We start from the raw sequence: 23,321 nt of genomic DNA, 5'->3' as shown, positions 1-23,321 counted from the left end.
CCGATGACAGTGCTCGACCGGTTGACCGGCCTGCTGGGCTGGGTGGCAGCGGCCCTCTTCGTGCTGGCCGGCGCGATGCTCACCTGGGAAGTGATCGCCCGCTACTTCTTCGTGCGCCCGACCATCTGGGCAGCGGAGCTTTCGCAATATTGCCTGATCTGGGGCTGCATGCTCGCCATGGCGGGCGTGCTGCGGATGCGGCGCCACATCGCGGTGACGGCCGGTCTGGCGCTGATGCCCCCGGGCGGACGCAAGGCGGCCGACCTGGCCGCGCTCGCCGCCGTCCTGGTCTTCTCGGTCGTCGTCACGATCTACGGATGGGAGATCTTCTACGACAGCTGGGTCCGGGGCCGCACTGCCGGGACGATGCTGGACCCGCCCGTCTGGACGGTGGAACTGGCCGCACCGATAGGCTTCGCGCTGCTGGCAGTGCAATGCGTGGCAGAGATGGCGCGCACCTGGCGCGACGGCGCGCCCGAGCCGGGGGGCCACGAATGACCCTCGCCCTGGTCGTGATCTGTCTTTTCGTTCTGCTTCTGCTCGGCGTGCCCGTGGCTTTCGCACTTGGCGGCATGGGGCTCGTGCTGCTCTGGCTCGGAGACTTCTCTCTCCTGATGGCGCCGCAGGGCATCATGTCGACGCTGAACGGCTTCATCCTGCTGGCGGTTCCGCTTTTCCTGCTGATGGGGAACGTGCTGCTGAAGGGCGGCGTGGGGCGCGACCTCTTCGCCGCCGTGCAGGCCTGGGTCGGGCACTGGCCCGGCGGGCTGGCAGTCGCGACGATCCTGTCCTGCGGCTTGTTCGCCGCGATCTCGGGCTCTTCGGTGGCGACGGCCGCGACCATCGGCACCGTCGCCATCCCCGAGATGACCAAGCGCGGCTACGACAAGCGCCATACCTACGGATTGCTCGCGGCGGGCGGAACGCTGGGCATCCTGATCCCGCCCTCGATCCCGATGATCGTCTACGGCTTCGTGGCCGAACAATCGGTGATTGCGCTCTTCATGGCGGGGATCGGGCCCGGCCTCGCGCTGATCGGGGCCTTCATCGTCTTCGCGATCCTGCATGCGCGCTTCTCTCCGGGATACGAGCGACTGCGCCCGGCCCCGTGGTCCGAACGGCGCGCCGCGTCGATCCGGGCGCTGCCCTCGGTCGCTCTGGCGGCGCTGGTGGTCTTCGGGATCTATTCCGGCGCCTTCACCCCGACCGAAGCCGCGGCGATCGGTTTCGCGGCAGCCCTGGTCATCACGGTGGTCATCTTGCGCACCCTCACCTGGCAGGCCTTCGTCGAGAGCGCCCGCGACGCCATGGTGACCACGGTCGCGATCCTTCTGATCGTCGCCGGGGCCAAGGTCTTCGGCAAGGCGCTGGCGCTCTGGCGCGTGCCGCAGGACATCAGTGCCTTCATCGGGGCCACCATCGACGGGCCGATCATGTTCATCCTCGTCGTGTCGGTCGTGCTTCTGCTGATGGGCCTGATCTTCGAGGCGCTCTCGATGGTCCTCATCATGACGCCGGTCCTGCTGCCGGCGGCGATGGGGCTGGGCTTCGATCCGATCTGGTTCGGGATCTACATGGTGATCATGGTCGAATGCGCGCTGATCACGCCGCCCGTGGGTCTGAACCTCTACGTCATCCAGTCCGTCGCCTGCGCCACGCTGGCGGATGTGGCCCGCGGCACGCTGCCGTTCCTGGGGATCATGCTGGCCTCGGTGGTCCTGCTCTATGCGTGGCCGGACCTCGCTCTCTACCTGCCCTTCAAGTGGTAAGCCGCCAATGACCCAGACCGCCAACGCTGCCCGCCTGCGCGCCCTGCTGGCGCAGGACACCTGCCACACGATGCCGTGTTGCTTCGACGCGCTTTCGGCGCGGCTCATAGAACAGGAGGGGTTTCCGCTGACCTTCATGTCGGGCTTTGCCGCGTCGGCCAGCCGGATCGGCGCGCCCGATCTGGGTCTGATGTCCTATGCCGAGGTCGAGGATCAGGTCCGCAACATCTGCGGCGCGGTCCCTGCCCTGCCGCTGATCGCCGACGGGGATACCGGCTATGGCAACGCGATGAATGTCCGCCGGACGGTACGCGGGCTTGCCCGCGCGGGTGCGGCGGCGGTGATGATCGAGGATCAGGTCGCGCCGAAACGCTGCGGACATACGCCCGGCAAGGCGGTCGTCGGACGGGGCGAGGCGCTGGACCGCATCCGCGCCGCCACCGACGAGGCACGTGCGATCCGCAACGAGGGCGGCGACGTGCTGATCCTCGCCCGCACCGATGCGCGCCACACGCTGGGCCTGGACGAGGCGCTCGACCGCGCGCGCGCCTTTGCCGATCTGGGCGCCGACATCCTGTTCGTGGAAGCGCCGCGAAGCCGCGAGGAGATGGCGCGCATCTGCAGCGAGGCGCCGGGCATCCACATGGCAAACATCGTCGAAGAGGGAGAGACCCCCGACCTGCCCCGCGCAGAGCTCCAGGATATCGGCTACCGCATCGCCGCCTACCCCCTGACCCTGATGGCGGTCGCCATGCGCGCGATGGCCGATACGCTCTCCGCCATGCGGCAGGATGCGCCCCGCGAGGGCCGGATGGACTTCGCCGAACTGCGTCGCCGGATCGGCTTCGACGAGTATTACGAGGCCTCCAGCTGGTACGAGAGCGCGCGGCGATAGCGCGACGCCGAATGCGCCCCCGCTCTGGCGGCGCGGACCCGGCGACCGTATATGCCGCCCATGCCAGACACGCTCCAGACCAACCGCCCCGACCTGCCGCCCGAAATCGGGCGGCGCCGGACCTTCGCGATCATCTCGCACCCGGATGCGGGCAAGACGACGCTGACCGAGAAGTTCCTGCTTTATGGCGGTGCGATCCAGATGGCCGGGCAGGTTCGCGCCAAGGGCGAGGCGCGGCGCACGCGATCCGACTTCATGGCGATGGAGAAGGACCGCGGCATCTCCGTCTCGGCCTCGGCGATGTCCTTCGACTTCACGCGGGGCGACGACGCCTATCGTTTCAATCTGGTGGACACGCCGGGCCACTCGGACTTCTCCGAGGACACCTATCGCACGCTCACCGCCGTTGACGCAGCGATCATGGTGATCGACGGGGCGAAGGGGGTCGAGAGCCAGACCCAGAAGCTCTTCGAGGTCTGCCGCCTGCGCGATCTGCCGATCCTGACCTTCTGCAACAAGATGGACCGCGAGAGCCGGGACACGTTCGAGATCATCGACGAGATTCAGGAGAACCTCGCCATCGACGTCACCCCGGCCAGCTGGCCCATCGGACGCGGGCGCGACTTCGTCGGCTGTTACGACCTGCTGCACGACCGGCTCGAACTGATGGACCGGGCGGACCGGAACAAGGTGGCTGAGACGGTGGCCATCGCGGGCCTGGACGATCCCAGGCTGGCCGAACACGTCCCGGCCGAACTTCTGGACACGCTGCGCGAAGAACTAGAGATGGCGCGCGAATTGCTGCCCGCCTTCGATCGCGACGCCTTCCTCGAAGGGTCGTTGACGCCGATCTGGTTCGGCAGCGCGATCAACTCCTTCGGCGTGCAGGAATTGATGGCCGGCATCGCCGAATACGGGCCGCCGCCACAGCCGCAGAGGGCCGAGCCGCGCCAGGTCGCCCCCGAAGAGGGCAAGGTCGCGGGCTTCGTCTTCAAGGTGCAGGCCAACATGGACCCCAAGCACCGCGACCGCGTGGCCTTCGTCCGCCTCGCCTCGGGCCATTTCGAGCGGGGCATGAAGCTGACCCATGTCCGCTCGAAGAAGCAGATGGCGATCAGCAATCCGGTCCTCTTCCTCGCCGCCGACCGGGAATTGGCCGAGGAAGGTTGGGCCGGCGATATCATCGGCATCCCCAACCACGGACAATTGCGCATCGGCGACGCCCTGACCGAAGGCGAGGCGCTGAAGTTCACGGGCATCCCCAGCTTCGCACCGGAGCTCTTGCAGAGCGTGCGCGCGGGCGACCCGATGAAGGCCAAGCACCTGGACAAGGCGCTGGACCAGTTCGCCGAAGAAGGCGCGGCCAAGGTCTTCAAGCCGGCCATCGGATCGGGACACATCGTCGGTGTCGTCGGCGCGCTGCAATTCGAGGTGCTCGCCAGCCGGATCGAGCTGGAATACGGCCTGCCCGTCCGGTTCGAGCCGTCGCAATTCACCTCGGCCCGCTGGGTCCACGGGCCGGATGCCGCCGTGGACAAGATGATCGAGAAGAACAAACAGCACATCGCCCACGATAACGACGGCGATCCGGTCTTCCTGACCCGGCTGCAATGGGACATCGACCGGATCGAACGCGACTACCCGGATGTCCGGCTGAGCGCGACCAAGGAGATGATGGTCGGGTGACGGACGATCCGATATCGCGCAGGATCCGGCTCCGGGAACGTCTTTCGGCCCTGCGCGATATCGATCGCACCAACTGGCAAGCCCGCCGGGCCGACATCTCGGCGGCCTGGGCCGACGAACCGGGCGCAGGGCGCTTGCGGGTGGCCGCGCTGACGCCGGTCTCGGTCGGCCAGCAATGTCTTTGGTCTCTCCAAAATCGCGCGCTGAGAACTGCGCTGCGACTGGGCCTCGCGCTGGAGAAAGCCGCTTATGACGACACGGATGCGAAAGCCCCCGTCGGACGACCGCTGGCCGAAGCCGTCGCCGCCCGCTTGATCGAGACCCGCCCTGACGGTCAGACCGGTTTTGGCAGTGCGCTTGTCCACCATCACCGCTTCTATTGCGGTTATGGGCTCTTCCACGGATGGGAGGGCGAGCCGCTCTTCAGCTATGGACCGGCCGAGGATGGCTGCCCGGCGCCCAGCCGCTCGGTCGAAGGCTTTGAGACGCGTGACGCTTTCGTAGGCTGGCTCGCCACGATGTCGGATTATCGCTTCAGCGGGATCGAGGATGCAGACCCGCACCAGACAAGGCCAGGCAACCAGCGCCTCACCGTCGCGCGTCTGCGCGCCTATATCGAGGGGCCCGCCTGATGCCGCTTCAGAATCGCGTCCTGCCCACCGGAGAGATCGTCGCCATCCCCGACCGGGGCACGATGCTGGGCAATCGCGGTGTGCTGCACGACGAGCACCGAATCCTGACGCCGCGTCGCTGGGCGCATCGGAACTGGGTCTGCTGCGTCCTGGCCTTCAAGGGCCGCCGGCGAAAGCTGATGACCCAGCGCCGCTATACCGAGCTGTTCTTTCTAGACGAGGCGGTGGCCCTTGCGGCCGGGCATCGGCCCTGCGCCGAATGCCGCCGTGCCGATTACCTGCAATGGAAGGCCATCTGGGAAGACCTCTACGGTCCCGCCTCCGCCCCCAAGATGGACTCGGTGCTCCACGCTGCCCGGGCCGTCCCCGGCGCGCGGAAGCTCCGCCGGTCACAGGTAAGATCTGTCTCCTTTCTGCCCGACGGCGCTTTCGTGATGCATGATGGGACGCCGCATCTGCGTCTGGGCGACGCGCTCATGCCATTTACGCCGGGCGGCTACGATGCGCCGGTTCCCCTGCCGGACGGCCCGGCAGAGGTGCTGACGCCGACGCCGACGATAGAAGTGATGCTTGGCGGCTACCGTCCCGCCCTGCACCCATCGGCAAGGGTCTAGCGGTCAGCGCCGGCCCCGGCAGTCAGCTTACGGTCAGATCCATCGTGATCTCGGCATTCAACAGCTTGGAGATCGGACAGTTCGCCTTGGCCCCTTCCGCCGCCTCGCGGACCTGATCCTCGGACGCGCCGGGGACCGTGGCCGAAACCGTCAGATGAGACGCGGTCACCGCGAACCCACCATCCTTCTCCTCAAGCGTCACGGTGCACTCCGTGTCGATTGCGGATGGCGTCAGGTCGGATTGGCCCAGCACCATCGAAAACGCCATGGAGAAGCAGGAGGCATGCGCCGCCGCGATCAACTCCTCGGGGTTCGTGCCGGGTTGTCCTTCAAAGCGGGTGTTGAAGCCGTACGGGTTCGCCTCCAACGCGCCCGACGCCGTCGAGACGGTGCCGTTACCTTCCTTCAACGTGCCTTCCCAATGGGCGTTGCCGCGTTTCTTGATCGCCATGATGTCCTCCCGTCGTATGCGTGGTGCCAAGAGGAACGCCGGATCGGCGCACACGTTCCCCTTGAAAGGCGCCGATGCCGCACGAAATAAGGCGGATCGCAGCTCCGATTGACCCGCAGGGCGACCCCTGTTACCGGTGCCGCGCCCGTGAGGGGCCAGACGTTAGCCGGGACGCGAGGAAGTCAGGCGTCCCACCCACATTCGGATTCCGGCAATGGGGCCGGACCGCCGTACAGGACGCATATGATCAAATTTTCCGAGCTCGGGCTTTCCCCGAAGGTTCTCAAGGCCGTAGAGGCCGCCGGATACGACACCCCCACTCCGATCCAGGCCGGAGCGATACCCCCCGCCCTCGATGGCCGCGACGTGCTCGGCATCGCCCAGACGGGTACGGGCAAGACGGCCAGCTTCACGCTGCCGATGATCACCAAGCTGGCCCGCGGCCGCGCTCGCGCGCGGATGCCGCGCAGCCTGGTGCTTGCGCCGACCCGCGAACTGGCCGCGCAGGTCGCCGAGAACTTCGACACCTATGCCGAAGGGTCCAAGCTGACGAAGGCTTTGCTGATCGGTGGCGTCTCCTTCAAGGAGCAGGAACAGCTGATCGACCGCGGCGTCGACGTGCTGATCGCCACACCCGGCCGCCTGCTGGACCATTTCGAACGCGGCAAGCTGCTTCTGACCGGTGTGCAGATCATGGTCGTGGACGAGGCGGACCGCATGCTCGACATGGGGTTCATCCCCGATATCGAGCGGATCTTCGAACTCACCCCCTTCACCCGTCAGACCCTGTTCTTCTCGGCCACGATGGCGCCCGAGATCGAGCGGATCACCAACAAGTTCCTCTCGAACCCCGAGAAGATCGAGGTCGAGCGCCAGAATTCGACGTCGGACACGATCACTCAGGTTTTGGTCAAGCACACGCCCAAGCGGCGCGACATGTCCGCCAAGGACAAGCGCGCCATCTTGCGCGCCATCATCGAGCGTGACGGCGACGAATGCCGGAACGGCATCATCTTCTGCAACCGCAAGGTCGAGGTAGATATCGTCGCCAAGTCGATGAAGAAGCATGGGCTCGACGCCGCCCCGATCCATGGCGATCTGGACCAGTCGCAGCGGATGCGCACACTGGACGGCTTCCGCGACGGGACGTTGCGCTTCCTCGTGGCCTCCGACGTGGCTGCGCGGGGCCTCGACATTCCGAATGTGAGCCACGTCTTCAACTTCGACGTGCCCAGCCATTCCGAGGATTACGTTCACCGCATCGGCCGGACGGGCCGTGCCGGCAAGACGGGCATCGCCTACACCATCGCGGTTCCGTCCGATGAGAAGTATCTCGACGGGATCGAGCGCCTGATCGGCAAACCCATCCCTGAGGGGGAGAATCCCTGGACCCCGCCGGGCCGCAAGTCCGACACGCCCGCCGCCGAGGAGGAGGAGCGCGTGCCGCGCAAGTCCCGCTCGCGCAGCCGCAGCCGGAAGGCCTCCGAGGAGACGTCCGAGGCAGCACCAGCCGAGGCCGAGGCCCCGCGCGAGGAAGCCCGCCGCGACGAGTCGCGCCGGGATGAGCCCCGGCGCGAGCGCGGCGGCCGCGGGCGCGGACGCGGCTTGGATCGCGGGCCCAAGGTCGTGGGTCTGGGCGACCATGTCCCCGGCTTCATCGAGATGAGCTTCGAGGAACGCCGCGAAGCCGAACGCGCCTGACGCGCTACCAGTCCAGGGCTTCGTCGTGTGCCAGCATTTCTGCCACGGCACCTTCGGGATCGGCGGTGAAATCTTGATAGAGCCGGAAATGCCCCGTGCGATGCGGCTCTACCTCGCGAATGCTGCGGCGGTCGATCTCCAGGACACGGGCGCCCGGCTGCATCACCAGGAATGGCGAATGCGTCGCCATGACGATCTGCGAAGGCGCGTCACCCTGCTGCATGCGATGCAGGAAGCGCATCAGTTCGAGTTGCCGTCGGGGTGACAGCGCCGATTCCGGCTCGTCGAGCAGATAGAGCCCCTGCCGCCGCATCCTCTCGGCGAACAGGCGCACGAAGCCCTCGCCATGGCTGTGGGACAGGAAATCCGCACTCGGGCTCCGCATGTCGTCCATGTAGCGCGCGACCTGAAAGAAGGTTTCCGCACGAAAGAACCACCCGTGTCCGAGTTTCGGCAGCCAGCCCGCGCGGAATATGTCGGCCAGTTCAGCGCCACCGACAGCGCCGTCGGCACCCGCACCCCGGTGGTCCCGGCTTCCGCCCAACGCGCCGAAACCAGCCAGCGCCGCCAAGGCCTCGATCAGGGTCGATTTTCCGCTGCCGTTCTCCCCGACGAGGATCGTGATGGGCGTGTCGAACTCCAGCTCGAAATCCGGCCGCAACCAATCGACTGCGAACGGATAACGCGCCGGAAGTTCGGCGTCGTCACGCAGCCGGATCCGGCGCAGGAACGGAGGGTCGAGGCGAGTGATCTTGCGTGGCACGGCGGCGGTCTAGCGGGAGGGCGTGGCGATATCGTGGCCTTTCCCGAACGGCGATATCCCCCGATCTCTCCGGCAAGCCACCGCGCATGGCCCCACGGATTGCAGCCCGCCCCAAACCGAACCGGATGGCGCGTGCCATCCGACCCGGTCGAACTCACTCTGCCGTCAGCCGTGTGATCAGCACCGTGACCTCGGGCCGCTTGCCGATCTCTTCCTGCGCGACCTGCTGGATCGACTTCTTTATGAGGCTCTCCAACGCGTCGTCGTCGCGGGCGGTCTTCCGGTCCACCCGTTCCAGGCGTTGAGCCAGATCGCGCTCCATCTCCTCGGCGAGGTTGCGTCGGGACCTGCCGGCCTCGGGCAGGCCGCGAAGATCGACCCAGGTGTCTTCCATGACCTGATCGTCATCCTCGATCATCAAGGCCACGACGGCATGACCGTTCAGCGCCATGCGGATTCGGTCGCGGATCACGCCGTCGAATTGGCCGACCAGCGTGGCGCCGTCCAGATAGGTGCGCCCGGTCTCCACATGGTCGACTACGGTGGGCTTGTTGCCCGCCAGATCCACCATCGTGCCGTTCGGCGCCAGCACGCCCACACGGCCCAGCCCGTCCGCCAACTTGGCGTGTTCGCGCAGATGCCGGTGCTCTCCATGCATGGGAATGACGACCTGCGGATCGAGCAGCGCCTGGATCGCCTCCAGATCCGGCCGGTTCGCGTGGCCCGACACGTGATACAGGTCACTGTCCGAGACCACGTCCACACCCATCTCGGAGAAGTTGTTGATGATCCGCGCGACGTCCTTCTCGTTGCCCGGGATCGTCTTGGACGAGAACAGGAACGTGTCGCCTTGCTTCATCTCCAGCCCGAAATACTTGCCCTGGCTCAACTGCGCACTTGCCGCGCGACGCTCGCCCTGGCTGCCGGTGACGATCAGCATCAGGTTTTCGCGCGGGATGTCGGCGGCATCCTCGGGCGAGACCGTCCTCGGGAATTCGGTCAGGATCCCCTCCTCGACTGCGGCTTCGGTCATACGGCGCATGGCGCGGCCCATCAGGCAGATCGAGCGGCCCGCCGCTTCGCCCGCATCCGCAAGCGATTTCAGCCGGGCGACGTTCGACGCGAACGTTGTCGCCACGAACATCCCCGAAGAGGCGGCGACCAGTTCGCGGATATTTGGGCCGACCGTGCTTTCAGACCGGCCCTCATGCGCGTTGAAGACGTTCGTCGAATCGCAGACCAGCGCGCGCACGCCGCCCTTGGCCACCTCGCGGAACAGATCCTCGTCGAACGGCTCTCCCAACACGGGCGTGTGGTCGATCTTGAAATCACCCGAATGGACGATGCGGCCAGCGGGCGTGTCGATGACCAGCGCGCTGCTTTCGGGGATCGAGTGGCTGATCGGCACGAAGCCGATCTTGAACGGTCCCAGCTCCGTCGTCGCCGGCCAGGGATCGCAGATTGTGACGTCGCCCTCATCGTGGCCCTGCTCCTTGAGCTTACGGCGGGCATGATTGGCGGTGAAGGCGCGCGCGTGGATCTGCGCGTTCAACTTGCCGTGCAGATGTCCGACGCCGCCCACGTGATCCTCGTGCGCGTGGGTGATGAAGACGCCTTCCAGCCGGTCGAGCTTGTCTTCCAGCCACGAGATGTCGGGCAGGATGACGTCCACCCCCGGCGTCGTGTCCATGTCCGGAAAGGCGATACCCAGATCGACCAGGATCAGACGTTCCTTCCCCTCGGGGCCGTAGCCGTAGACATAGGCGTTCATCCCGATTTCCCCGGCGCCGCCGAGGGGGAGGTAGATCAATCGGTCTCTGCTCATGAAGTGTCCTTGTTGAAGGCGTGGATGACGGTCAGGCCGTGCATCGTGAGATCCTCTTCCCAATGGTCGAAGAGGTCCTCGGATTGCTGGAAGAGCGGGGCCAGCCCCCCGGTCGAGACAACCGTCATCGGACGGTCCCGTTCCCCGCGAATGCGGGCGGTGATTTCCTTGACGAGGCCCACATAGCCCCAGAAGACGCCCGACTGCATGCAGGTCACGGTGTTCGTGCCCACGACCCGTTGGGGGCGCGTGATATCCACATGCGGCAGGGCGGCGGCGGCCATGTGCAGCGCCTCCAGCGAAAGGTTCACGCCGGGCGCGATCACGCCGCCCACATAGGCACCGTCGTGATCGACGACGTCGAATGTGGTGGCGGTGCCGAAATCGACCACGATCAGGTCGCCGCCATGGCGGTCGAAGCCCGCCGCGGCGTTCACCAGCCGGTCGGGACCGACGATGGTGCCCTGATCGACCCGCGGCTGGGCCGGTAGACGGCATTCGGGCTTGCCCACGACCAACGGTCGCGTTTCGAAGTAGCGGTCGCAGAGCACACGCAGATTGAAGACCACGCGCGGCACGGTGGACGAGATGATGCAATCGGTGACGGTGACGTCCAGATCCTCCAGCCGCATCATCGTGCGCAGCCAGGTGTAGTATTCGTCCGCCGTGCGCTGGTGGTTCGTGGCCATCCGCCAATTGGCGACGAAGGCGCTGCCGTCCCACAGGGCGAAGACGGTGTTGGTGTTGCCGCAATCTATGGTCAGCAGCATGGCCTAGCCTCCGAAGAACACGTCGCCCGCGGGCAGATGCTGCCGGCCCTGTGGCGTATCGAGGACGAGATGCCCGACCTCGTCGACATCGGCAAAGGTGCCACGCACCTCGCGCGTCATGAGCCGGGCCGTGACCGGGCCGCCCAGCCCGCCTGCCCGCGCCAGCCAATCCTCGCGGATCGGTCCGAACCCGTCGCGCACCAGTTGCGCCTCGCGGGCCGCAAAGGCGGGGGCCAGAACATCCAGCAGCGCCTCGGGAGCGATACTGCCGTCCAACGCAGCGGGCGACAGGGCGCCGGCCTCGACCGCTTCGGGCGCGGCGGCGAGGTTCACGCCGATTCCGAGCACCAGCAGGCCCGGAGCGGGGCTTTCCAGCAAGATCCCGGCCAGCTTGCCGCCGTGACGCAGCACGTCGTTGGGCCATTTGAGGGTCAGCCCGGTGACGCCGAACGCCTCAAGCGCTTCGGCCAAGGCAAGTGACGCGGTGAAGCTGCGCAGGCCGTGCTCGGCAGGGCTGCCCGTCGGGTGCCAGGCCAGCGAGGCGGCGAAGTTGCCCTCGGGCATCGACCAGGGTCGTCCCCGGCGCCCCCGAGCGGCGGTCTGATGGCAGGCTAACACCCAGACCGGCCCGTTCCCGGCCCGCACGCGAGCCTCCTCCGAGGTGGACCCGACCGTGTCGAGCACGATGCGCCCGACCCCTTCGGGCCAGTTCAAAGGACGAGCGTCGCGGCGGCTGCGGCGGCCACGCCTTCGAGGCCGAAGAGGTTGACGATGCCCAACACCATGATCGCCGCCGACGCCGTCAGCACCGCCCAGGAGACCGGGTTCATGTCCCCGTCGAGCGGGTCCTTCTCTTCGCCGAAATACATGAAGTAGACGATCCGCAGGTAGTAGAAGGCGCCGATGACGCTGGCGATCACGCCCAGCACCGCCAGCCAGACCAGCCCCGCATCGACGGCCGCCTGGAGAACGTAGAGCTTGGCGAAAAAGCCCAGGAACGGCGGGATCCCGGCAAGGCTGAAGAGCAGCACCAGCAGCGCCATGGCCCACCCCGAATGCACTTTGGAAAGCTGGCTCAGCGACGAGATGTCCGTGGTCTCTCGGCCGTCGCGGGTCATGGTCAGGATGAAGGCGAAGGTGCCCAGGTTCATCACGACGTAGATCGCCATGTAGAGCAACATCGCCTGCACGCCCGCCGCCGTTCCCGCCGCCAGACCCATCAGCGCATAGCCCATGTGCGCGATCGATGAATAGGCCATCAGGCGCTTGATGTCGCGCTGACCGATCGCCGCGATCGCGCCCAGGAACATCGAGAGCACCGACAGCACGACGACGATCTGCTGCCAGTCGGCGACCGCTCCGCCGAAGGCGCCGTAGGTCACGCGCGCGAACATCGCCATGGCGGCGACCTTGGGCGCGGTGGCCATCAGCGTCGTGATCGGCGTGGGCGCGCCCTCATAGACGTCCGGCGTCCACATGTGGAAGGGCGCCGCCGAGACCTTGAACGCCAGACCGGCGATGACGAAGACCAGCCCGAATAGCAGGCCCAGCGAGACCTGCCCGCCGCTCGCCGCCGCCACGATCGCCGCAAACTCGGTCGAGCCGGCATAGCCGTAGGTCAGCGAGATACCGTAGAGCAGCAAGCCGGACGACAGCGCGCCCAGGACGAAGTATTTCAGCCCCGCCTCGGTCGACCGCACGCTGTCGCGACGCAGCGACGCCAGCACGTAGAGCGCCAGCGATTGCAGCTCCAGCCCCATATAGAGCGTCAGCAGGTTGCCGGACGACACCATGATCATCATGCCGATCACCGACAGCACGACGATGATGGGGTATTCGAACTTGAGGATCGCGTGCCGCTCCATCCACTCGACCGACAGCACCAGCACCGCGGCGGCCGAAAGCAGGATCGTGACCTGCGCGAAGCGGGCGAACCCGTCCTTGACGATCATCGACGAGAAGCCCAGCCCGGCATCGTCGCTCAGCGCGATCCAGGCCCCCACTAGCAGCAGAACGGCGGCGGTGACCCAGGTCAGCGCCTTGGCCATCCGGTCCTGGCTTCCGTAGACGCCCACCAGCAGCGCGCCCATCGCATAGAGGGCGAGCAAGATCTCGGGCAGGATGACATTGAGGTCTGCGGCGGTCATTCGTCTGTCCTCACTCGGCGGCGGCCACGGCGCGGCTCGCCTCGAATTGCGCGGCCGCCTGTTCATAGCCGCCGACCAGGTCGGCGACCGAGGGGCCGATGATGTCCGTGATCAGGCTCGGATAGACACCCAGCAGGATCGTGAAGAAGACCAGCGGCGCAAAGATCGCGCGCTCCCGCCCGGTCATGTCGGTGATCGAGCGCAGGCTCTCCTTGATGAGGTCGCCGAACACGACCCGGCGGTAGAGCCACAGCGCATAGCATGCCGACAGGATAACGCCGGTCGTCGCGATCACGCCGATCACCGTCGAGACCTGGAAGACCCCTATCAGCGTCAGGAACTCGCCGACGAACCCGCTCGTGCCCGGCAGGCCGACATTGGCCATGGTGAACAGCATGAAGACAGCCGCATAGGCCGGCATCCTGTTCACCAGCCCGCCATAGGCGTCGATCTCGCGGGTATGCATCCGGTCGTAGATGACGCCCACGCACAGGAACAGCGCGCCCGAGACGAAGCCGTGGCTGATCATCTGGAAGATTGCACCGTCGATGCCCTGCTGATTGGCCGCGAAGATCCCCATCGTGACGAACCCCATATGGGCGACCGATGAGTAGGCGATCAGCTTCTTCATGTCTTCCTGCATCATCGCCACCAGCGACGTGTAGACGATGGCGATCACCGACAGCCACAGGACCAGCGGCCCCAGCAATTCGGATCCCACGGGGAACATGGGCAGGCTGAAGCGCAGGAAGCCGTAGCCCCCCATCTTCAGCAGGATCGCCGCCAGCACGACGGACCCGGCGGTCGGCGCCTGAACATGCGCGTCCGGCAGCCAGGTGTGGACGGGCCACATCGGCATCTTGACTGCGAAGCTGGCGAAAAAGGCCAGCCACAACAGCGTCTGCATCCCGCCCGGCACCGTCACGCCCAGAACGTCCAGCGGGGTCGAACTGAAATTGTGCGCCAGAAGCGTCGGAATGTCCGTCGTGCCCGCATCCACATACATCGCGATCATCGCGATCAGCATCAGGACAGAGCCCAGAAGCGTGTAGAGGAAGAACTTGAAGCTCGCATAGATGCGGTCCTTCCCGCCCCAGATCCCGATGATCAGGAACATCGGGATCAGGCCCGCCTCGAAGAACAGGTAGAAGAGGATCAGGTCCAGCGCGCAGAAGACGCCGATCATCAGCGTCTCGAGCACCAGAAGCGCGATCATGTAGTCCTTCACCCGGTGGGTGACGTCCCAGCAGGCGGCCACGACCAGCGGCATTAGGAAGGTCGTCAGCATCACGAACAGCACCGAGATGCCGTCGACGCCCATCTTGTATTGCAGGCCCAGCAGCCATTCACGCTCTTCGACGAACTGGAAGCCGGTATCCTCGGGGTCGAAGCCCGTCAGGATGAAGATCGAGACGAGGAAGGTAAACGTCGTCGCGCCCAGCGCCAGCCACTTGGCGTTGCGCTGCGCCGCCTCGTCGTCGCCGCGCAGGAACAGGGCGAGGATCATGGCCGCGATCAGCGGCGTGAAGGTGACGATGGAAAGCAGATTATCCATCGGAGTTCTCCGTCGTCGAGGCGGTCGCGGGCAAGGCGATGCAACTCATCACTGGCCCCCCTGCCCGATCGTCATCCACGTGATCAGCAGGACGAGGCCGATCACCATCGTGAAGGCGTAGGTGAAGATGTATCCCGACTGCGCGCGGTTCAGCCACTTGGTCGCCGTCGGCACCGCCCCCATGGCCAGCCCGTTGATCGAGCCGTCGATGACGTTGCCGTCGCCGCGCTTCCAAAGGAACCGGCCCAGGAACTTCGCGGGCCGCACGAAAAGCCAATCGTAGATCTCGTCGAAGTACCACTTGTTCAGCAGGAACTGATAGAGCGGCGCGACATTCGTGGCCCATGCGCGCGGCAGGCCGGGGCTGCGGATGTAGAAGAGCCACGCGACGAAGAGACCGATCAGCATCTCGACGAAGGGCGACGCCTTCACCCAGGCCGGCACCTCGTGCGCCTCGTGGATGATGTGGTTCTCTGGACCGATGAAGATCGCGCCCTCTCCCGGCTCCTGCACGCGGGCGTGGTCGCCACCATGGTCGGCTTCCTCGGTCGAGTGGGCCTCGCCGTCTGCGGCGGCCGCGATCTCGGTCGGGATGCCGAAGAACTCGTCGATATGGGCCTGGTCCTTGAAGAAGGACCCGTAGAACACCATCCCCGCGAAGATCGAGCCGACAGCGAGAACGCCCAACGGGATCGTCATGACGGCCGGGCTCTCATGGGCGTGCTCATGGGCGTGCTTGTCACCCCGCGGCTCACCCCAGAAGGTCAGGAACATCAGGCGCCAGCTATAGAAGCTGGTGAAGATCGCCGCGACCGACAGCGCGAGGAAGGCGAAACTGCCCAGCCCGCCGCCCGCATAGGCCACCTCGATGACGGCGTCCTTGGACACGAAGCCCGCGAACCCGATCGGGAAGCCCACATAGAGCAGAGGGATCCCCACGCCCGTAATCGCCAGCGTTCCGATCAGCATGGCCCAGAACGTGTAAGGTATCTTCTTGCGCAGGCCGCCGTAGTTCCGCAGGTCCTGCTCGTGATGCATGGCGTGGATCACGGAGCCCGCGCCAAGGAACAGCATCGCCTTGAAGAAGGCATGGGTCAGCAGGTGGAACATCGCCACCGAATAGGCGCCCAGCCCCGCCGCCACGAACATGTAGCCCAACTGCGAGCAGGTCGAATAGGCGATCACGCGCTTGATGTCGTTCTGCACCAGACCAACCGTCGCCGCGAAGAATGCCGTGGCGGCCCCCACGATGACCACGAAGGCCATCGCCATGGGGGCGAATTCCATGATCGGCGACATGCGGCAGACCAGGAAGACGCCCGCCGTGACCATCGTCGCCGCATGGATCAGCGCCGAGACCGGGGTCGGCCCCTCCATCGCGTCGGGCAGCCAGGTATGCAGACCCAACTGCGCCGACTTGCCCATCGCGCCGAGGAACAGCAGCACTGCGATCAGTTCGGCCGCGTTCACCGTCAGGCCCAGGAACGTCATCTCGGTCGCCGCGATCTCGGGTGCGGCGGCGAAGACGTCGCGGAACTGAATCGAGTCGACCAGGAAGAAGATCGTGAAGATCCCAAGCAGGAAGGCGAAGTCCCCGACCCGGTTCACGATGAAGGCCTTCATCGCCGCAGCGCCCGCCGAGGGTTTGCGCCAGTAGAAGCCGATCAGCAGGTAGGACGCGACGCCCACACCCTCCCAGCCGAAGAACAGCTGGAGCAGGTTGTCCGCCGTCACCAGCATCAGCATCGCGAAGGTGAAGAAAGACAGATAGGCGAAGAAGCGCGGCTTGTAGACCTCGCCCTCGCGCCATTGCGGGTCGTGATCCATGTAACCGAACGAGTACAGATGCACGAGCGCCGAGACCGTCGTCACAACGATCAGCATCACGCTGGTCAGCCGGTCCAACCGGATCGACCACTCGGTGGCCAGCGATCCGCTCTCGATCCAGGCCAGGATCGGCACGGTCTCGATGTTGTAGGGGTCGTGGGTCAGGAACACGATCCACGACAGGATCGCAGATAAGAATAGCAGCGCTGTGGCGACGACCGTCGCGGGCTTCTCGCCCATGAACCGCCAGCCGAAGCCGCAGACCAGCGCGCCGACGAGCGGGGCGAAGAGGATGGTGCTCAGCATCGCGTCAGCCCTTCATCACGTTGACGTCTTCGACGTCGATCGTGCCCTTGTTCCGGAAGAAGCAGACCAGGATCGCCAGCCCGATCGCGGCCTCCGCGGCGGCGACAGTCAGCACGAACAGGGTGAAGACCTGCCCGGTCAAGTCCGACAGGAAGGCCGAGAAGGCGACGAAGTTGATGTTCACCGCCAGCAGCACCAGTTCGATCGACATCAGGATGACGATGACGTTCTTGCGGTTCAGGAAGATCCCGAAGATCCCGATGACGAACAGCGCCGCCGCCACGGTGAGGTAGTGTTCCAGTCCGATCATTCGGTCGTCCCTCCGGGTCTGCCGCCCGTCTTCAAATTCGCCCCGGTTCGGCCCAGAGCCCGTGTTCTTCTTCGCTCAGATGATCGAATAGCCGCCCAGCAGGATGACCAGCAGGACGATGATTATGATGATCGTCGTTCGTGACATTTGATCCTACCTCGTATGGCGCGGCCTAAAGTCCCTGCCCCGGCTTCACGTCATGCACGTTCATGGCCTTGGCCGGATCGCGCAGCACCTGCTGAACGATGTTCTGACGCTTGACGTCCTTGCGGTGGCGCAGCGTCAGGGCGATCGCGCCGATCATCGCGACCAGCAGGATCAATCCGGCAAGCTGGAACATCAGGAAGTACTCGTCATAGAGCACGAGGCCCAGCGCCGCCGTGTTCACCTCGGCCATGGGGACCAAAGTGTTCAAGCCCTCGGCCACCACCACGCCTTCCGCGCTTTCCCAGACCCCGAAGGCGATCGCGAGTTGCATCAGCAGGACGATTCCGATCAGACCGGCCAGCGGCACATATTTCGCCATCTCCGCCTTCAACTCGGCGAAGTCGACGTCCAGCATCATGACGACGAAAAGGAACAGCACCGCGACCGCGCCGACATAGACGATGATCAGCAGCATCGCGACGAATTCCGCTCCCAGCAGGACGAACAGCCCCGCCGTCGAAAAGAAGGTCAGGATCAGCCAAAGCACCGAATGGACCGGGTTGCGTGCCGTCACCGTGAACAACCCGCCCGCCACGGTTACGATGGCGAAGAGGTAGAAGGCGAAATCCGCTACTGTCATTCGCTGTCCTCCAGCACCTCTGTGGCGAGCGCCATCGCCTTGTTCATCGCCGGGATCCCGCCGAACAGGCCCATCAGCCCGATCGTCTCGGCGATCTCCTGTTTGGTGGCGCCCTGCTCGACCGCCTGACGGACGGTCATGCGGATCTGCGCCTCCGCCTGCGCGCCCAATACCGTCAGGCCAGCCAGCGTCAACAGCAGCTTGGTCTTCGCGTCCAGACCCTCGGGGTTGATGCCCTTGCCCATGAACTGCTCGACCACCTCGCCGGGCATGGTCGGCCACAACTTCTCGAAGCCCTGGGGGGTGAACTGCTCCAGCGCCGGGTTCATGGCGCGAGCCATCTCCTGCATCTGGCGGGTCCAGGCGGCGAAAGGGTTCTCGGTCATTTCGCGGTCCCTTCCAATCGGTCGATACGGGCGGTCAGCTCGTCCAGGCTGTCGGTCACGAAGTACCGCATGTTGCTGATGTCCTTGTGGACCAGGTGCATCTTGCGGATCAGGTGGCGCAAAACCTCGACGCTTGGATCGCCGGCATTCTTGTCGGCCAGACGCTCCGTCTCGGTCATTATGTCTTCGTAGATCTGATCGACCTCGTCGCGCAGGATCTGCGTCTCTGTCTTTCCGCCCTCGTCGGGCGGCACGAAATCCAGAGGAAGCTCATGCTCGGCCGCCGCATTGCGGAGCCGCGCCTCGAGGTCGGCAAGGCTCGCGTGCCAATCACCCGCCTCGTCTGTATCGGCCCAAAGCTCGGCGAGCTCGCTCTCGTCCCGCCTGATGCGCGACAGAGCGGCGACCGCCATGCCGACGTAATCGTCGTAGAACTTGAACGAGGTCGACAGCTCGAACGGATCCTCGGCCTCACCCTCGCGGGGGTGGCCAAGTGCCGCGGCGATCACCTCGGCCGCGGCGACTGCCGTCGCGGCCTGGCCCGCACCCAGATCGGAGGGCGGCACGGCGAAGACACCCTCCAGCGCCTCACCGACAAATTCGGCGTTCACGACGGGCGGATGGACCTTCTCGGCCTCCAGCCTGGCGATGAAATCCGCCGCGTCGTCGTTCTCGAAGCTATGGACGCCCCAGGTTCCCATCAGCGGTACGGCGCGTCCAGCTCGATGTTCTTGGCGATCAGCGCCTCCCAGCGTTCGCCGTTCTCGAGCAGCTTCTCCTTGTCGAAGAACAGCTCCTCGCGGGTCTCGGTGGCGAACTCGAAGTTGGGGCCTTCGACGATGGCGTCGACGGGGCACGCCTCCTGGCAGAAGCCGCAATAGATGCATTTCGTCATGTCGATGTCATAGCGCGTGGTCCGGCGGCTGCCGTCCTCGCGCGGTTCGGCATCGATGGTGATCGCCTGAGCCGGGCAGATCGCCTCGCAGAGCTTGCAGGCGATGCACCGCTCCTCGCCGTTGGGGTAGCGGCGCAGCGCGTGCTCGCCGCGGAACCGGGGGCTGAGCGGCCCCTTCTCGTGCGGGTAGTTCACAGTGGCCTTGGGCGCGAAGAAGTATTTGAAGCCCAGCCTGAACCCCTGCCAGATATCGAAGAGCAGGAAATACTTCCCCGCCCGCTTCCAGTCGATCTGCGTGTCGGTCGTCGCCATGTGATTACGCCCCCACGGCCCAACGGGCCCAGAACCCGCCGAGCACCTCGAATTTCGCCAGAAACGCCACGATCACCACCCAGGCCAGCGAGAGCGGCAGGAACACCTTCCAGCCCAGCCGCATCAGCTGGTCGTAGCGGTAGCGTGGCACGATCGCCTTCACCATCGCGAAGAGGAAGAAGAAGAACGCCATCTTGCCAACCATCCACCAAGGGCCGTCCGGCAGGAACGGCACCGGCGACAGCCAGCCGCCGAAGAACAGCAGCGTGATCAGCGCGCACATCAGGAAGATCGCGATATACTCGCCAGCCATGAACAGAAGGAACGGCGTGGACGAGTACTCGACCTGATACCCGGCCACCAACTCCGACTCGGCCTCCGGCAGGTCGAAGGGCGGGCGGTTGGTCTCGGCCAGCGCCGAGATGAAGAACAGGAACACCATCGGCAGGTGCGGCAGCCAGTACCACCCGAAAAAGCCCCAGCCATTGTCCTGCGCCGCCACGATATCCCCGAAATTCAGCGAGCCGGTCGACAGGATTACCCCGATGATGATCAGCCCGATCGACACCTCGTAAGAGATCATCTGTGCCGCGCTGCGCAGCGATCCCAGGAACGGGTATTTCGAGTTCGACGCCCAGCCGCCCATGATCACGCCGTAGACCTCCAGCGAGGAGACGGCGAAGACGTAGAGGATCGCCACGTTGATGTCGGCCAGCACCCAGCCGTCGTCGAACGGGATCACCGCCCAGGCGATCACCGCCAGCACGAAGCTCATCAGGGGTGCGAGGAAGAACACCGTCCGGTCCGCGCCGGCGGGGACGACGATCTCCTTGACGACGTATTTCAGCGCGTCCGCCACCGTCTGCAGCAACCCGAAGGCGCCGACGACGTTCGGGCCCCTGCGCATCTGCACCGCGGCCCAGATCTTGCGGTCCCCGTAGACGAGGAACAGCAGCGAGATCATCACGAAGCCCACCACCGCGAGGCACTGGACAAGGATGACCAGCGCGATCCCTCCGGGAGTGGCCAGGAATTCGGTCATTCGTCGTTCCCTTCTCGTCGCGCGCGGGGCGCGGTCAGACGGTCGGAATGCCTCGGGTTCGGCAGTCTTCGACCACCACTTCGGCGTCCAGGGTCCTCAGCCCCCGAGGCAGGTCCGGCGAGACGCTGTAAACCGCATCCGCCCGCCAGATGCCACCCCGTTCCGCCACGTTCGTTGCGACATGACGCGCGAATCCGAAGCCCCGGTCCAACCCGAACGCGACCGCGCCACAGCGGGCGTAGGCGGCCACGTCCTGATCGTCGCGGGCGCCCCCCATCTCGGCGCGGACGCGGACCAGCCCGCCCGTGTCGAGAACATCCAGCATCGAGGCATCGAGGCCGCGATAGTCGGGACGGAACACGTCGACGCGGGGCCGCTCTTCGGACTGACAGGCGGCAAGCACGCCGCAGGCCATCGCGGCCACGCGCCTCACTCCGCCGCCAGGGGCGCAGCCTCCCGTTCGGCGGCCAGCCGGCTCAGCTCGGCCATGAGCTGCGAGGCCCGCGCCACCGGGTTCGAGAGGTAGAAGTCACTGATCGCCAACCCGAATTCGCCCGTTCCGAGGCCACCCGCCTCGGGGGCGGCGGAGAATTCGTTCGCGGGCACGGCATCCAGCTCGGCCAGCTGCGGCGCCTCCTCCAGCAACAGGCGGCGGCATTCCGCCAGGCTGTCGAAGGGCAGTTGATGCCCTACCTCGGCCGACAGAGCTCGCAGGATGGCCCAGTTCTCCTTGGCGTCGCCGGGGGCGAAGCTGGCGCGCAAGGCCAGTTGCGGGCGCCCTTCGGTGTTGACGAACAGCCCCTGCTCTTCGGTCCAGGCCGCACCCGGCAGAATGACGTCGGCCCGATGCGCGCCCCGGTCCCCATGCGAGCCCTGGTAGATCACGAAGGCGCCTTCGGGCACCTCCACCTCGTCGGCGCCCAGATTGTAGATCACGTCGCCCGACAGCGCCGCCTCGATGCCGTCCTCGGCGTGACACCCCGCATCCATCGCGCCGACACGCGCGGCGGCGGAGTGCAGGATCAGAAGGCCCGATTGCGAGTTTTCGGCGATCCGGCGCGCGGCGGCCAGGACGGCGGCCCCGTCGGCCCCGGTCAGCGCGCCCATGCCGACGATCACGATGGACGGCGCCTCGCGCGTCTCGTCGCTGACGGCCTTGTCCGCAACCGAGTCCAGCGCGGCGCGATCCGTTCCGATGTGGGCATAGTCGTAGGTCAGGTCGACGGGCTGACCGACCAGCCCCACATTCGCGCCCTTCAGCCACGCCTTGCGGATGCGCGCGTTCAGCACCGGCGCCTCACGGGCGGGATCGGTGCCGATCAGCATGATCTGGCGGGCCTCGTCGATATCCTCGATCGCGGCCGTCCCGGCATAAGAGGCCCGATCCGGCCCGATCTTCGCGCCGTCGGTGCGGCACTCGGTGACGCCGCCCAGCGCGTCCATCAGCTTGCGCAGCGCGAACGCCGCCTCGGTGGGCGCCAGGTCTCCGACGATCCCGGCGGGCTTCGACGCATTCTTCAGCGCGGTCGCCGCCGCCTCGAGCGCTTCGGGCCAGGTGGCGGGGCGCAGTTTGCCGTTCTCGCGCAGATAGGGCTTGTCCAACCGCTGGCGGCGCAGCCCGTCCCAGACGAAGCGGGTCTTGTCGTCCAGCCATTCCTCGTTGGTGCCGTCATGGTTGCGCGGCAGGATCCGCATGACCTCGCGCCCCTTGGTGTCGACCCGGATCGAGGCGCCCAGCGCATCCATCACGCCGATCGTCTCGGTCTTGGTCAATTCCCAGGGGCGGGCGGTGAAGGCATAGGGCTTCGAGACAAGCGCACCGACCGGGCACAGGTCGATGATGTTGCCCTGCAGGTTCGATTTCAGCGTCTCGCCCAGATAGGAGGTGATTTCACTGTCCTCGCCCCGGCCAGTCTGGCCCATCTGGGTGATCCCCGCGACCTCGGTGGTGAAGCGCACGCACCGGGTGCAGGAGATGCAGCGCGTCATGTGCGTCTCGACCAGCGGGCCGAGATCCAGGTCGACGGCGGCGCGCTTGGGTTCGCGGTAGCGGCTGAAGTCGACGCCATAGGCCATGGCCTGGTCCTGCAAATCGCATTCGCCGCCCTGATCGCAGATCGGGCAATCCAGCGGATGGTTGATGAGCAGGAACTCCATCACGCCCTCGCGGGCCTTCTTGACCATGGGCGAGTTGGTCTTGACGACCGGCGGCTGGCCTTCCGGGCCCGGACGCAGATCCTTGACCTGCATCGCGCAGGACGCGGCCGGCTTGGGCGGACCGCCGACCACCTCGACGAGGCACATCCGGCAATTGCCCGCGATCGACAGGCGCTCGTGGTAGCAGAAGCGGGGGATCTCGATCCCGGCCTCTTCGCAGGCCTGGATCAGGGTCATGGCGCCGGGAACCTCGATCTCGTTCCCGTCGATGACGATCTTCTTGAGGTCGGTCATGGCATGCTCCGGTCCGGTGTTGCCGGGTATCTAGACCGGTCCGCCCGGCGATGCCAGCCGGAGGGGTGCCGCTTTTCGACGCCCCCGCCTTCGATCTGGTCCCCCAATGCGGCTTATCCGAACCGGCGACGCATCCCGCTTCTCTGCTTTCCAAATATCCCCGCCGGAGGCCCGGATCGGACGGGGCTCGATGCCCC

Annotated in this window: 23 protein-coding genes; 7 read left to right on the top strand and 16 right to left on the bottom strand. The window is 66.0% G+C overall.

From position 1 onward, the window contains the following. Positions 1–3 precede the first annotated feature (3 nt). From jaqu_RS01455 to jaqu_RS01430, 6 genes are read left to right on the top strand one after another with little or no spacing between them, the layout of a single operon-like run. Positions 4–498, top strand: coding sequence for a TRAP transporter small permease (locus jaqu_RS01455; RefSeq protein ID WP_043917161.1), 495 nt, complete (start codon positions 4–6; stop codon positions 496–498). Next, positions 495–1,769, top strand: coding sequence for a TRAP transporter large permease (locus tag jaqu_RS01450; protein WP_043917160.1), 1,275 nt, complete (start codon positions 495–497; stop codon positions 1,767–1,769). Before jaqu_RS01455 ends, jaqu_RS01450 begins: the two co-directional genes overlap by 4 nt. A gap of 7 nt (positions 1,770–1,776) precedes the next feature. Then, positions 1,777–2,664, top strand: a complete 888-nt coding sequence (locus jaqu_RS01445) for an isocitrate lyase/PEP mutase family protein (protein WP_043917159.1) — start codon at positions 1,777–1,779, stop codon at positions 2,662–2,664. 60 nt (positions 2,665–2,724) lie between these two features. Beyond that, complete coding sequence (locus tag jaqu_RS01440; RefSeq protein ID WP_043917182.1) at positions 2,725–4,350, top strand: peptide chain release factor 3; 1,626 nt, start codon at positions 2,725–2,727, stop codon at positions 4,348–4,350. Further along, positions 4,347–4,982 (top strand): hypothetical protein, encoded by a 636-nt coding sequence (locus jaqu_RS01435; RefSeq protein WP_043917158.1) that lies wholly within the window; start codon positions 4,347–4,349, stop codon positions 4,980–4,982. Before jaqu_RS01440 ends, jaqu_RS01435 begins: the two co-directional genes overlap by 4 nt. Then, positions 4,982–5,596, top strand: coding sequence for a hypothetical protein (locus tag jaqu_RS01430; RefSeq protein WP_043917157.1), 615 nt, complete (start codon positions 4,982–4,984; stop codon positions 5,594–5,596). The genes jaqu_RS01435 and jaqu_RS01430 overlap by 1 nt, the downstream gene beginning before the upstream one ends. A 22-nt stretch (positions 5,597–5,618) precedes the next feature. Here jaqu_RS01430 and jaqu_RS01425 read toward each other — a convergent pair whose 3' ends face one another. Continuing rightward, entirely contained in the window at positions 5,619–6,047 is a 429-nt protein-coding gene (locus tag jaqu_RS01425) for an OsmC family protein (RefSeq protein ID WP_043917156.1), read from the bottom strand. A gap of 243 nt (positions 6,048–6,290) precedes the next feature. Between jaqu_RS01425 and jaqu_RS01420 the strand changes: the two genes are divergently transcribed. Next, positions 6,291–7,748 (top strand): DEAD/DEAH box helicase, encoded by a 1,458-nt coding sequence (locus tag jaqu_RS01420; protein ID WP_043917155.1) that lies wholly within the window; start codon positions 6,291–6,293, stop codon positions 7,746–7,748. 4 nt (positions 7,749–7,752) lie between these two features. Here the strand turns inward: jaqu_RS01420 and jaqu_RS01415 are convergent, their stop codons facing one another. From jaqu_RS01415 to nuoG, 15 genes are all read right to left on the bottom strand, one after another. Further along, positions 7,753–8,511 (bottom strand): AAA family ATPase, encoded by a 759-nt coding sequence (locus jaqu_RS01415; protein ID WP_043917154.1) that lies wholly within the window; start codon positions 8,509–8,511, stop codon positions 7,753–7,755. 154 nt (positions 8,512–8,665) lie between these two features. Continuing rightward, a complete protein-coding gene (locus tag jaqu_RS01410) occupies positions 8,666–10,336 on the bottom strand; it encodes a ribonuclease J (protein WP_043917153.1) in 1,671 nt (556 codons plus the stop codon). After that, complete coding sequence (locus tag jaqu_RS01405) at positions 10,333–11,106, bottom strand: type III pantothenate kinase (protein WP_043917152.1); 774 nt, start codon at positions 11,104–11,106, stop codon at positions 10,333–10,335. The genes jaqu_RS01410 and jaqu_RS01405 overlap by 4 nt, the downstream gene beginning before the upstream one ends. A gap of 3 nt (positions 11,107–11,109) precedes the next feature. Then, a complete protein-coding gene (locus jaqu_RS01400) occupies positions 11,110–11,790 on the bottom strand; it encodes a biotin--[acetyl-CoA-carboxylase] ligase (protein WP_316243051.1) in 681 nt (226 codons plus the stop codon). A 26-nt stretch (positions 11,791–11,816) separates the two neighbouring features. Next, on the bottom strand, positions 11,817–13,253 hold the full coding sequence (gene nuoN, locus jaqu_RS01395) for an NADH-quinone oxidoreductase subunit NuoN (protein ID WP_043917150.1): 1,437 nt from the start codon (positions 13,251–13,253) through the stop codon (positions 11,817–11,819). Between the two features lie 10 nt (positions 13,254–13,263). Then, on the bottom strand, positions 13,264–14,808 hold the full coding sequence (locus jaqu_RS01390; RefSeq protein WP_043917149.1) for an NADH-quinone oxidoreductase subunit M: 1,545 nt from the start codon (positions 14,806–14,808) through the stop codon (positions 13,264–13,266). Positions 14,809–14,856: 48 nt separating this feature from the next. Continuing rightward, a complete protein-coding gene (gene nuoL, locus jaqu_RS01385) occupies positions 14,857–16,941 on the bottom strand; it encodes an NADH-quinone oxidoreductase subunit L (protein WP_043917148.1) in 2,085 nt (694 codons plus the stop codon). Positions 16,942–16,945: 4 nt separating this feature from the next. Next, a complete protein-coding gene (gene nuoK / locus jaqu_RS01380) occupies positions 16,946–17,251 on the bottom strand; it encodes an NADH-quinone oxidoreductase subunit NuoK (RefSeq protein ID WP_043917147.1) in 306 nt (101 codons plus the stop codon). 172 nt (positions 17,252–17,423) lie between these two features. Then, a complete protein-coding gene (locus jaqu_RS01375) occupies positions 17,424–18,038 on the bottom strand; it encodes an NADH-quinone oxidoreductase subunit J (RefSeq protein ID WP_043917146.1) in 615 nt (204 codons plus the stop codon). Next, positions 18,035–18,424 (bottom strand): carboxymuconolactone decarboxylase family protein, encoded by a 390-nt coding sequence (locus jaqu_RS01370; RefSeq protein ID WP_043917145.1) that lies wholly within the window; start codon positions 18,422–18,424, stop codon positions 18,035–18,037. The genes jaqu_RS01375 and jaqu_RS01370 overlap by 4 nt, the downstream gene beginning before the upstream one ends. Beyond that, on the bottom strand, positions 18,421–19,125 hold the full coding sequence (locus jaqu_RS01365; RefSeq protein WP_043917144.1) for a DUF4259 domain-containing protein: 705 nt from the start codon (positions 19,123–19,125) through the stop codon (positions 18,421–18,423). The genes jaqu_RS01370 and jaqu_RS01365 overlap by 4 nt, the downstream gene beginning before the upstream one ends. Continuing rightward, positions 19,125–19,631: an NADH-quinone oxidoreductase subunit NuoI gene (gene nuoI, locus jaqu_RS01360; protein WP_043917143.1), complete on the bottom strand. Its 507-nt coding sequence runs from the start codon at positions 19,629–19,631 to the stop codon at positions 19,125–19,127. Before nuoI ends, jaqu_RS01365 begins: the two co-directional genes overlap by 1 nt. Positions 19,632–19,635: 4 nt before the next feature. After that, positions 19,636–20,673, bottom strand: a complete 1,038-nt coding sequence (nuoH, locus tag jaqu_RS01355) for an NADH-quinone oxidoreductase subunit NuoH (RefSeq protein ID WP_043917142.1) — start codon at positions 20,671–20,673, stop codon at positions 19,636–19,638. A gap of 34 nt (positions 20,674–20,707) precedes the next feature. After that, a complete protein-coding gene (locus jaqu_RS01350; RefSeq protein WP_043917181.1) occupies positions 20,708–21,088 on the bottom strand; it encodes a hypothetical protein in 381 nt (126 codons plus the stop codon). 14 nt (positions 21,089–21,102) lie between these two features. Further along, positions 21,103–23,124, bottom strand: a complete 2,022-nt coding sequence (gene nuoG, locus jaqu_RS01345; protein ID WP_043917141.1) for an NADH-quinone oxidoreductase subunit NuoG — start codon at positions 23,122–23,124, stop codon at positions 21,103–21,105. Between the last annotated feature and the right edge of the window lie 197 nt (positions 23,125–23,321).

The organism is Jannaschia aquimarina (genome assembly GCF_000877395.1).
GTDB classification, from domain to species: Bacteria; Pseudomonadota; Alphaproteobacteria; order Rhodobacterales; family Rhodobacteraceae; genus Jannaschia; species Jannaschia aquimarina.
The sequence above is the reverse complement of the archived record's forward strand: the minus strand, read 5'-3'. Positions and strand labels throughout refer to the sequence as shown.